The 10579-nt window shown below is 72.3% G+C and carries 9 protein-coding genes; 3 read left to right on the top strand and 6 right to left on the bottom strand.

The genetic code is table 11. The annotated features are described in order from the left end of the window. Window positions 1-347 precede the first annotated feature (347 nt). Window positions 348-602 (top strand): aldehyde dehydrogenase family protein, encoded by a 255-nt coding sequence (locus ACWD3D_RS26570; protein WP_451463315.1) that lies wholly within the window; start codon window positions 348-350, stop codon window positions 600-602. 201 nt (window positions 603-803) lie between these two features. Here ACWD3D_RS26570 and ACWD3D_RS26565 read toward each other — a convergent pair whose 3' ends face one another. Together ACWD3D_RS26565 and ACWD3D_RS26560 are read right to left on the bottom strand one after the other, a co-directional pair. Further along, complete coding sequence (locus tag ACWD3D_RS26565) at window positions 804-1238, bottom strand: nucleoside deaminase (protein ID WP_451463314.1); 435 nt, start codon at window positions 1236-1238, stop codon at window positions 804-806. Then, entirely contained in the window at window positions 1235-2053 is an 819-nt protein-coding gene (locus tag ACWD3D_RS26560; protein ID WP_451463313.1) for an LLM class flavin-dependent oxidoreductase, read from the bottom strand. The genes ACWD3D_RS26565 and ACWD3D_RS26560 overlap by 4 nt, the downstream gene beginning before the upstream one ends. Window positions 2054-2146: 93 nt before the next feature. On the opposite strand from ACWD3D_RS26560, the gene ACWD3D_RS26555 reads away from it, so the two are divergent. Further along, on the top strand, window positions 2147-2593 hold the full coding sequence (locus ACWD3D_RS26555) for an Lrp/AsnC family transcriptional regulator (RefSeq protein ID WP_451463312.1): 447 nt from the start codon (window positions 2147-2149) through the stop codon (window positions 2591-2593). A 21-nt stretch (window positions 2594-2614) separates the two neighbouring features. Here ACWD3D_RS26555 and trxA read toward each other — a convergent pair whose 3' ends face one another. The 4 genes from trxA to ACWD3D_RS26535 form a co-directional block, all read right to left on the bottom strand. Continuing rightward, complete coding sequence (gene trxA / locus ACWD3D_RS26550) at window positions 2615-2956, bottom strand: thioredoxin (protein WP_451463311.1); 342 nt, start codon at window positions 2954-2956, stop codon at window positions 2615-2617. Between the two features lie 3 nt (window positions 2957-2959). Then, window positions 2960-3364 carry a MerR family transcriptional regulator gene (locus tag ACWD3D_RS26545; RefSeq protein ID WP_451463310.1) on the bottom strand — a complete coding sequence of 135 codons (405 nt, stop codon included), beginning with the start codon at window positions 3362-3364 and terminating at the stop codon, window positions 2960-2962. Between the two features lie 56 nt (window positions 3365-3420). Next, window positions 3421-4116: an alpha/beta fold hydrolase gene (locus tag ACWD3D_RS26540; RefSeq protein WP_451463309.1), complete on the bottom strand. Its 696-nt coding sequence runs from the start codon at window positions 4114-4116 to the stop codon at window positions 3421-3423. A gap of 121 nt (window positions 4117-4237) precedes the next feature. Next, a complete protein-coding gene (locus tag ACWD3D_RS26535; protein WP_451463308.1) occupies window positions 4238-7462 on the bottom strand; it encodes a penicillin acylase family protein in 3225 nt (1074 codons plus the stop codon). Between the two features lie 537 nt (window positions 7463-7999). Between ACWD3D_RS26535 and ACWD3D_RS26530 the strand changes: the two genes are divergently transcribed. Further along, the coding region (locus ACWD3D_RS26530) for an MXAN_6230/SCO0854 family RING domain-containing protein (protein ID WP_451463307.1) at window positions 8000-10579 on the top strand (2580 nt) is incomplete at its 3' end.

Raw genomic sequence — 10579 nt, 5'->3', positions numbered from 1 at the left:
CCGACTCTATCAGATCCTTTCGGGCCTGATTCCCAGTCAGCGGGGCTTGTCTTCCGGGCCGTTGCGGCCCTTCCGACGAGTGAGACATTAGCGGACCGCCGGGCCCCGACGCTAATCGGGGCTGTTCTCACGAACGAGCAATCCTCATTTCACACAAACACACGCAAAGGCACACGACGGGAAGTCGGGCCTTGTTGAGTGATGGTGCGGAATGACTGCCCGGGGACCGACCGGAGTCGGCGCTCACGTCGGACAGCTCGGAGAACACTACGGATTCGTGGGCGTCCTGTCAAACCTGCCTGTTCCGCCGCCGGACGAACCTCCCCCGCCTGCGCCGGAGCGTATTGATGGTCTTCGATCTGCCCCCGGCCGTCACGCCGCCCGTGACGGCCGGGGCGGTGGCCGCGCCCCGTGGCGTGAGGCCGCCGTGGGAGGAGATCTTCGGCCACGTTCTGGCCGTGATCACCTACGAGGACGACGAGGACGCCGTCCCGATCGCCAACGACAGTCCGTACGGCCTGCACGCCCACATCGCTACCGGCGACATGGCGCGGGGCCGAGCCGAGCCGTGGCGCGACGCGTCCGGGCCGGCCCCGTCATGAACAACGAGATCGTCTACGCACCCGACGTCCCTTTCGGTGGCTTCAAGCAGTCGGGCCCTCGGCCGTGAATTCGACAGCTTCGGCCTGGAAGCCTTTCTGGAGACGCAGGCCATCTTCGGCTGAGGGCGGGCGGACCGGCCGAGGACCCGAGGTTTGCGCGCCAGTGCGGGACGGCCCGTAGGTGTGCCGCCCACTGGTCGATCACCGCCGGTAGTACTCCTCGACAGGGGTACGGGCCTCGGCGAAGAGGGCCGGGCCGTCCTGCGGGAGCTCCGGCCAGGCGCCGGAGGCCGGGTTGAGTGCGACGAGCTGTTCGGTGGAGAGCGCGTACACGACCCGGCCGAGGCCGGAGCGGACGATGCCGCCCGTGCACATCTGGCAGGGCTGGCAGCTGGTGTACATCGTGGTGCGGACCGCCGTCCCGGCATCGAGTTCGCGGGCCGCCCAACGGGCGAGTTTCAGTTCGGGGTGGGCGGAGATGTCGTCGTCGCGCCGCACGGTGTTGTGCGCTTCGGCAAGGACGGTGCCGTCCTCGGCGGCCAGCAGGGAGCCGTACGGGGCATCGCCCAGGGTCACGGCGCGAGCGGCGAGACCGATGGCGCGCCGCAACAGTGTTTCGTCGGCGTCGGTGATCACGCGGGTGTCCTCCAGTGGTCGGCCACGGTGGCGAGCGCCCGCCAGGCCGCTCGGGGCGTGCGGGTCTCCTCCGGGTCTCCGTCGTACGGATCGAGTACGACGGTATCGGCGCCCAGGCGCTCCAGCTGGTCGAGATCGTCGAGGACCTGTTCGAGGGTGCCGACCCCGGCGGGGCGGTCGGGGTCGTCGACGGGTGCGGCGGTCAGCCGCAGGGCGATGCGGGGAGCGAAGCCGGGCAGGCTCTGTCGCTCCACGACCGACCGCAGCCAGGGGACGGTGTTGTTCAGCGGGTGCCAGGGGGCGTCCAGCCGGACGGCGCGGCGGACTGCCGCGTCGCTGTTGCCGCCGATCCAAATGGGTACCGACGCGGTGGGGCCGTGACCGTCCTCCTGCCATGCCTCACGAAGGGAGTCCAGGTACTGGTCGGTCAGCCTGCCGCGCTCGGAGAACGGCACGCCCAGAGCGGCGAACTCCTGCCGGGCCCAGCCCACACCCACCCCGAGCACGAACCGCCCGCCACTGAGCCGGTCCAGGTTGCCCGCCATGCGGGCGACCAGCAGGGGATGCCGGTAGGGCATCACCAGCACGGTCGTCCCCAGGCGGAGCCGGGTGGTGACGGCTGCCAGCCAGGACAGGGTGGTGAAGGGTTCGTGGAACGGTTCCGGGTACTGCCTGGCCACGTCCGGGGTGACGGCCACGTGGTCCGACACCATGAGGAGGTCGTACCCCAGGCCCTCCACGGTCCGCGCCCAGTCGCGCAGGGTGCCGGGGTCGGTTCCCGGCCCGAAGTTGGGTACGTTGACGCCCAGTTGCATGCCGGAAGGCTATCCCCGTGATCGTGTCGCCGGGAACGGACTCTTCGCCGGATCGGCGGCCGGTGTCCGTGGTTCTCCCGGTAGATTCGCCTCATGGCCGCGAATCTCGACGACGTGGACTGGGCGATCATCACCCAGTTGCAGCAGGAGGCCCGGATCTCCCTGAGCGAGTTGGGGCGGCGGGTGAGCCTCAGCCCCTCCGCCACCACCGAGCGGGTGCGTCAGCTGGAGGCGCTGGGCGTCATCACCGGGTACTCCGCGACGGTCGACCTGGCCAAGGTCGGTTATCCGGTGCTCGCGGTGGTCCGGCTGAAGTACCCGGGCAACCGGCACCAGCCGCTGCACCGGCTGCTGGCCGAACGGCACGAGATCCTGGAGTGCCTGCGCACCACCGGCGACGACTGCTACACGCTGAAGCTGGCCGCCACCTCCATGGAGCATCTGGAGTCGCTCGTCGACGAGCTGGCGGGCTTCGGGAGTACGAGCACGAGCGTGGTCTACAGCCGCACCCTGCCCGCTCGCGGCCCGCGCCGGCCCTGAGCCGGGCCCTCCCCCGACGGCTCACGCCGTCGCGTGCACGTCCTCCAGTTCCTGGAGGAGCCGGCGCTTCGGCCGGGCGCCCACCATCGACCTCACCGGTTCACCGTCGCGGAAGACCATCAGGGTCGGCATGGAAAGCACGCCGTAGCGGGCGGCGACACCGGGGTTGTGGTCGACGTCGATCTGCACGATCTTGATCCGGTCGGCCTCTTCCCGGGCGATCTCGCTGAGCACCGGGGCGAGTTGGCGGCATGGACCGCACCAGTCCGCGGTGAACTCGACCAGAACCGGCAGCCTGGCGCCGAGCACCTCGCCGTCGAAGGTCGCGTCGGTCACCTCGGCGACGCCTTCTGCATGGATCATCTGTCATCCTCCCAGTTCACAGCGGGGTTCGGGGCCGCCGGGAAGTCCGGCGGTCACCTCGACCTCGGCGCGGGCGAGCTGTGCGCCGACCTCGGCCCGTACGGTCTGCAGCTGTGCGATCAGCGCGTCCAGCTCATCGAGCTTCCGCCGGTAGACGGCGAGCGACGCGGGGCAGGCGTCCCCGGCCGGGTGTCCGGCCCGCAGGCACTCCACGAACGGCCGGGTCTCCTCCAGGTCGAACCCGAAGTCCTGGAGGGTCCGGATCTGGCGGAGCTGTCTGAGGTCGCTCTCGTCGTACGTGCGGTAGCCGTTCTCGGACCGTCGCGCTCTCAGCAGACCGCGCGACTCGTAGTAGCGCAGTGTCCGCGTCGTCGTCCCGGCCCGTTCGGCCAGCTCACCGATTCGCATGGCCCGACCGTAATCCTTGACGCGGACGTCAAGGCAAGGGGCCGTTCAGGAACCGTTCAGGAGGGGACGGGCACCTCCGCCAGGATGCGGGCCAGCTCACACGGCTGCGAGAACATCGGCCAGTGGCCGGTCTCCATCTCGACGAGCCGCCAGCGGTCGCTCTTCAGCAGCTCGGCCACGTCGTCGTTGGGCTCCGGGCCGTCGAGCAGGCACTTGACGTACGTGGCGGGCAGCTCGCCGAGCGGGCGGGTGAGTACGGCGGGCTCGGTGAGGGCGGCGCCGGGGTGGGGAGTCGCGCCGTCGAGGAACCGGCTGATCTGCGTGTCGGTGAGGTCCTGGCCCTCGAACTCCTGGGCGGGCGGTGGGGGCCAGGAGCCGCCGTGCTCGGCGATGGCGGCCACCACACTCCCGCCCCAGGAGTGGGAGACGAAAGCCTTTCCGTCGGCGGGGACTTCGGAGTCCACGAACACCACGTGCGCGAGGCGGTCCCCGATGCGTTCGGCGGCCTGGCCCACGGGGATGCCCGCGTAGCTGTGGCCGACGAGCACCACGTCGGCCGGTCCGGCGTGTTCGACCGCGTCCACCACGTCCCGCACGTGCGTACGCTGCCCCGCCGGTACGTCACGCTTCTCGGCGAGTCCGGAGAGGGTCACCGGGTGGACGGTGTGCCCGCCCCGGCGCAGTTCTTCGGCCACCTCGTCCCATGCCCAGCCCCCGAGCCAAGCTCCCGCCACCAGCACGTAGTTCGTCATCCCGGCACCGTAGCGCGGGGCACTGACAAGCCTTGGGCGCGGACGTCGGAGGCCCGGGGCGTTCCCCTGGTGGGGTGCGCCCCGGGCCTCGACGGGGATCATCGTGTGACGGCGGGTCCGGTCACTGGGCGTAGATCCCGATCTCGTTCAGCGAGTACCGGTTGTCGGTGCCCCTGACCAGCCCGGTGATGCGTACGTACCGGGCGTCGACCGGGGTGAAGGAGCGGTTCTCGGTGCCGCCGGAGCCGGCGGTGGTGGTGTGCACCGTCTTCCAGGTGGTGTTGTCCGAGGAGACCTCGACGGTGTACTTCACCGCGTACTGGTCGGACCAGTCGAGCGCGGTCCGGCCGACCCGCCGTACCGCGCCGAGATCGACGGTGATCCAGGCGGTGTCGACGGTCTTGCTGGCCCAGCGGGTGGACCGGTCTCCGTCGACGGCCTGCTTGGGCGGGTAGGCGACCACCACGGCGTTCTGGTAGTCGGAGGCGGTGGCCTTGGCGCCGGTGCCGAGGTTGGTGAGGCTGTCCGACCGGGTGGCCGGGAACTCCACCACCTGCTGGTAGGTGGGGCGGTTCTGCCAGGCGATCCGGGGCACGGTGATGCCGCCCATGGCCCGGTGCACGATGGAGTCGGCGCAGACCTGGTCGCCCGCCGAGCAGGACGCGTCCGCCGGGTAGACGGTGGCCGCCGGAACGGCCGAGGCGGTGGCGAGGGTGGTGAGCAGCACGTTCCGGCAGGAGGCGACGGTGCCGGTACCGCAGTACGTACGGTCCAGGGGCGAGGCGACCGTGGAGCCGAGCACCGCGCGCAGGTCCTTGTCGAGGTAGCTCCACCAGCCGTGCTGGAAGGAGGAGCCCTTGTGGGCCTGGGCGGCGGCGATGCCCGTACCGACCGCGCCGGAGCCGTTCTGGCCGCCGGAGGGCGACTCGTTGATGGGTGCGACGGCGGTGAGCGCCTGGTAGGCGGTGTTGCCCAGCTTCGGCTGGAACACCCCTTCCACCAGCAGCGGCCACCAGGCGTCGAGCACCCGGATCGCGGTGGCCCGGTCGTACGTCCCCGCGCCCTTGGACGGCTCGCGGCGCTCGGAGCCCGAGGCGGCCCAGGCGCGCAGCTGCTCGACGGTGGCGGAAAGCGCGGGGTCGGTCACGGCGGCGCTGTCGATGACCCGCAGGATCTCGGGCAGCACCTCCTCGGCCCGCAGGTCGGTGGCGGCGGCGTCCTCCATCGCCTTCACCAGTTGGGCGCGGGTCACCCCGCCCGCGTCCACGAGGGCCGAGACCCGGCTGTCCAGCAGGTCGGCCCGGTGCACGGCGCCGTTGCCCCAGCCGGAGGTGAAGCCGGCCGCCTGCTTGTTGTTCCAGCTGACGTAGTAGTCCTGGTCGACGGAGTTGGGGTGCTGCGCCGGCGGGGTGACCGCCGAGGTGTTGATCGTCGGGTTCCAGCCCTGCCACTCGTAGGCGGGGAGAGCCCAGATCGGTTTGTCGGGGTCGGTGCCGGTGGCGCGCACGGGGTTGGTGCCGGAGTTGTAGTACGCGGTGTGGTGGGCGTCCGCGTAGAACCAGTTGAAGGTGTAGCCGACGTCCCGGGCGGCCGTCTGGAAGGCGGTGGCGGAGGTGATGACGGAGGGGTCGTTGAACTGCTGGAAGCCGATCACCGAGTCCAGCTCGTGCTGGTAGGTGGAGCGCAGGGCGGTGTACGCCACCGGCTTGCCGCCGCTCTTCCCGGTGTGGGTGACGAGTCCGTAGGCGGAGCGGAGCGTCTCCAGGTCGTAGGAGCCGGCCGCGGTGGCGTCGGCGGTGGTGGGCGCCCAGGAGTTGTGGGCGGTCAGCTTCTCGAACGGGGTGCAGACCCCGCGCAGCAGGTAGGAGCGGGAGGCGGTGGTGGGCGTGGCGCCCGAGGGGTCGCAGAGTTCGACGGCGAAGGTGTCGGTGATGTCCTGGTTGGCCGAGGTGGCACTCCAGGAGTAGTCGAGGCCCCGGCCGATCTCCACGTAGAAGCTGATGCCCGGGAAGGAGGCGCCGCGCGAGCGGAGGCCCGGGCCGTCCAGTTCCTGGACCATGAGGAGCTGGGGTGCGTAGTAGCCGGTCTGCGGGCCGAAGACGGCGACGGGGTGGCCGGAGGCGGTGTGGTCGCCGGAGACCACCAGGGCGTTGGACATGCCGTGTTCGCCGGTGATCAGGTCGGCGGGCAGCACGCCCTCGGCGGCGGTGGCCGTCTTCGCAGCCGTGGCCGTGGCCGTGGCGCCGGTGCCGGTGCCGTTGACCGCGTGCGGGTAGGCGGTCACCGTCCCGCTGTCGGGGGTCGCCGTGCCGACCGGAGTGGCGGGCGTGGTGGCGTACGGGAAGCTGCCGGTGTGCAGGGTAGCGGTCGCCTCGGTGTCGTTCTGCGCGCGCCAGGCGCGGTACGCGGCGGAGCCGGCGGTGGCGCCGTACTGCTGCTGGAGGGCGAGTTCGGCGAGCGCGTTCTCGACCTCGCCGCCGCCTCCGCTGCCGAAGATGGCACCGACCACCGAGGCGATGGCGACGGTGTCGGTGGCCGTGAAGTCGGCGATGTCCTTGCCGTGGCCGGTGAGTTCGTACTCGCCCGGGTAGTTGTTGGCGGCCAGGTCCGCGTCGATGAAGGCGTTGATGCCCGCCACGTAGTCGTTGATGTCCTGCACGGCCTGGGTGCCGCGCGCCCCGGAGGCGGCGACCCGGTCGAGCTGGGCGCGGAGGTCGGCCTCGGTGTACGGGGCGACGGCCCAGAGGCTCTCCTCCAGCGCCCGGTTGCCCGCCGCGCCGCCCGCGAACGAGGACAGTTGCCCGCGTCCGACGTGGCGCAGGATGTCCATCAGCCACAGCCGGTCCTGGCCCGCCGCGTAGCCGGCGCCGAACTCGGTGTCGGCGCGGGTGGTGCCCTTGATGTGCGGGGTGCCGGTGGCCTTGTCCCGGGTGATGGTGACGCCGCCGCGCGGGGTGAGGGTGGACTCGGTCTGGCCGGACGGTACGCCGAAGGAGGCGTCGTTGAAGTAGTTCGCCAACTGGTCGGGGGTGAGCCCGGAGTAGTCGTGCAGCAGGTTGTCGTACTTCTCGATCTGGTCGGCGGAGTGCGCAGGCCGGGTGCCGATCGACTTGTGGAGCAGGATGCCGGCCAGGGTGGCGTGGCCGTTCTCCCCCGCGGTGAGGATGTCCAGGCACTGCCCCTGGCAGGGGTCGGCGGCGGCGGGCAGCGGGTCGGAGGTCGCGGCGGCCGTGGGGGCGGCGACCAGGGCGCCGGCGAGCAGCGTTCCGGCGGCGAGCAGGGAGACGACGACGGCGCGGGGTCTGGCCCGGTGCGCGCGCCGCAGGAGGCGCTTGGCAGGATTCAAGGAGGGCTCTCGATCTCGGGTGGTGGGGCCGTACGGCTCCGGGGGAACACCGGCGGGAGCCCGGTGCGTGCGCACGCTAGCCCTCGCGGGGCACCCGCCGTAAGACTCCTGCACCGGCTGCCAGAAACCTGCAACACCCGCTTCACACGTGGGACTTGAAGCACCCACGGAGGGGCTGCACGGATTGCCGGACGGTCCGGTCGCACCCCCGGGAAAAAGGTGGTGTGCCGGAGGAGGCCGGTTGCGTACGCTCTCCCCCTGCGGGGCGGCTCCGCAGCGTGCTTCCTTCTCCCTTCACTGTCCATGAATCAGTGCGCTCCCTTTCCGCCCCGCATTCGTCTGCGCCGAGCCGGTCGACGGCCGGCGGTCCGGGCGGGCGTCCGGCAGCGCGCCGAAGGGGATTCCCCTCCAGCCCGCTCATCGGCGGGCACCGTCGCCGCTCCCCGCGTCCACGGTCACCGGGTCACCGCTCGGGGCGGTGCTGGCGCCCGGCACCAGGCGGACCGGCGTACCGCACCACACGGGAAGGAACCCACCATGACGCCCACGACCATCCGGAGCACCGCACCCAGCACGCGGAGTCTGGACGCGGTGCTGCTGAGTCGTCGCGGTGCGGTCTACTTCCCCGTCGGCGCTTCCCCCGCGCGTGTCCCCGCGCCCCGGACACTCGCCGGGGTCACGCTGCTGGAGACCGACCTCGTCGAGCGCGGCTTCCTCGTCTCGGCGGAACTGCGTGCGGCGCTCACCGGGCTCGGCGACGGCGCACTCGCCGCGACGGGCACCTCGCTGCTCGCCGACATCGACGCGGAGCTCGGCGCGGACCGCGACCACACCCCGCTGTTCCGCGACTTCCCCACCAGTACGCCCATGGACACCCTCGGCTTCTACGTGGACCGTGTCCTGAGCCTGGGGCTCCAGGAGCGGGAGCAGCCGTGCGTGCTCTGCGGTACGGCCGGTACGGTCCATCCGGTCGCCCCCTGCGCCCATCTCGTCTGCCGGTCCTGCTTCGACGGCGCCGATTTCTCCGCCTGCCCGATCTGTCACCGCCGCATCGACCCGGCGGACCCCTTCCTGCGCCCCGGTTCCGTCCGGCCGGGCGCCTCGGCCCACCGGGCGCTGCCCGCCCGGCTGCGGGTGCTGGCTCTCGGCGGATACGCGCGCGCCCGTCTCGCCCACGCCCGTACCGAGATCTCCGTGCTCCTGTCGCGTCCGGGTGCGCTCGGCCCCCAGGACGTCGACGACCTGGCCGCCCTGCTGGAGGCCGTGGGCGACCGCGCCTCTCTCGCCTGGCTGCCGGCGGAGATCCCGGGCCGGGAGACCAAGGCCCGTCTGCTGGCCTGGCTGCTCGCGGACCCGGCGCACTTCCCGGTGACGCTCCCGGCCGTCGTCGGCCGGCTCACCACCGCCACCGACGTGCTGCGACTGCTCGCGGTGCGCTCCGGCGGCGACCCCGGCCTGGTGGAAACGGTTCGCCTGGCGCCAGTGGCACGACCGCTGCGCCGCGCGCTGATCCAGGCGCTGGACGGCCTGGACCCGGTGTCGGCGACCGAGGACATGGGCCGCCGGCCGGAGATGTGGAAGCGGGCCGGTGAGCGGCTGCATCCCTTCGAGCACGCCCGCCGCTTCCCGCGCGCCGCCCTCGCCTTCGCCGCGCTCCGCGAACTCCGGCTCACCGACGACGCCCTCTCCACCGGCCTGCGGGCGACCGCCGCCACTGTGCCCGGAACCGACACGGAGACGGGCCGGATACGGGTGCCCGGGTGGGCGGGACGCGTGGAGGCGGCGCTGTCCGCCACGGACCTGCCGACCGCGCTGCGCCTGCTCGGACAGCGCCCCGGAGAGCTGGTACGCCGCGCCGACCACCTGCTGCGGCTGGCGGGACCCGAGGGCGCCGGTCCGGTGATCGCCGCGCTCGCCGCGGCCGTTCCCGCGGTGGCTCCGGCGGTGCTGCTCTCCGCGCTGGGTGCCCTGCGCTCCCGTACGGCGGTGCGCGAGAGCCGGGTGTTCTTCCCCAAGGGAGCCACCGCCAATGCCCACGTGGCCGCCGACGGGCGTGCACCGCTCGACGGTTCGGCCGTCGCCCGAGCCGTCGCCGTCCTGACCGATGAGGTGCTGCGCCGTGCCGCCGCGCTCCCGCCGGTGGACACGGCGGTCGTGGACGCCGGACTCGACGGGATCGTCGCCCCGTTCGCGGAGCGGACCGCCTCGCGGGCGCTGGTGACGCTGCCCCGCGGCAGCGAGCTGGCGGTGCCGGGGGGCCGCACCGTGCGCCTCTTCCTGCACTGGACGGAGTCGGAGACCTCCGGGCGGACCGACCTGGACCTGGCCACCGCGATGTTCGACGCCGCCTGGAACCACGTCGGCACCTGCGACTACACCCGGCTGCGGTACGCGGGCGGCGCGGTGCACTCCGGCGACCTGACGAGCGCCCCGGCTCCGCGTGGAGCCTCGGAGTTCGTCGATCTGGACGCGGAGAAGCTGGCCGCGGCCGGTGTCCGGTACGTCGTCGCGGTCGTCTACTCCTTCAACAACGTCCCCTTCGTCGAACTCGCCGACGCCTTCGCCGGGCTGATGGTCCGCGACCGGCCGGGGAAGGAGGGACCGGTGTTCGACCCGCGCCAGGTGGAGCAGCGCTTCGACCTGACCAGCCCGGCCAAGGCGTGTGTCCCTCTGGTCTTCGACGTCCGGGCGCGCACCCTGCGCTGGCTGGACATCGCCCAGGGCGTCACGGGTACCCACCACGCCGTGCACCGCCACGGCGGCGGCCTCGCGGAACTCGGCCGGCACCTGACCGACCTGTTCACCTCGGGCGCCCGCGTCACCCTGGGCGAACTGGCCGTCTGGCACGCGGCATCACGGGCGAGGACAGTCCTCCTGCGCCACGGCGACGGTTCGACGAGCGCTTACGAGCGCCGCACCGGGGAGACCGCTGCGGAGTTCGCGGCGCGCGTCGGGGGTCCGTTCGCCGACCCCGGCGCCGCGTCCGCGGAACCGGAGCGGGCGCGGCTGGCGTTCCTGCTGCGCGGCGACCTCGCCCTGCGCGAGGGATCGGAGGCGTACGCGTTGTACCCGGCCGGGCTGGACGCCGCGGCGGTACGGATGCTGGCGGCTTCGGAC

This window comes from Streptomyces sp. NPDC002690 (assembly GCF_053592415.1).
The sequence above is the reverse complement of the archived record's forward strand: the minus strand, read 5'-3'. Positions and strand labels throughout refer to the sequence as shown.

Excerpts from the sequence above, each read along its gene's own strand:
- ACWD3D_RS26540 (WP_451463309.1), bottom strand. The coding sequence starts at position 4,116 with ATGACGAACTACGTGCTGGTGGCGGGAGCTTGGCTCGGGGGCTGGGCA.
- trxA (WP_451463311.1), bottom strand. The coding sequence starts at position 2,956 with ATGATCCATGCAGAAGGCGTCGCCGAGGTGACCGACGCGACCTTCGAC.
- ACWD3D_RS26555 (WP_451463312.1), top strand. The coding sequence starts at position 2,147 with ATGGCCGCGAATCTCGACGACGTGGACTGGGCGATCATCACCCAGTTG.
- ACWD3D_RS26560 (WP_451463313.1), bottom strand. The coding sequence starts at position 2,053 with ATGCAACTGGGCGTCAACGTACCCAACTTCGGGCCGGGAACCGACCCC.
- ACWD3D_RS26570 (WP_451463315.1), top strand. The coding sequence starts at position 348 with ATGGTCTTCGATCTGCCCCCGGCCGTCACGCCGCCCGTGACGGCCGGG.
- ACWD3D_RS26545 (WP_451463310.1), bottom strand. The coding sequence starts at position 3,364 with ATGCGAATCGGTGAGCTGGCCGAACGGGCCGGGACGACGACGCGGACA.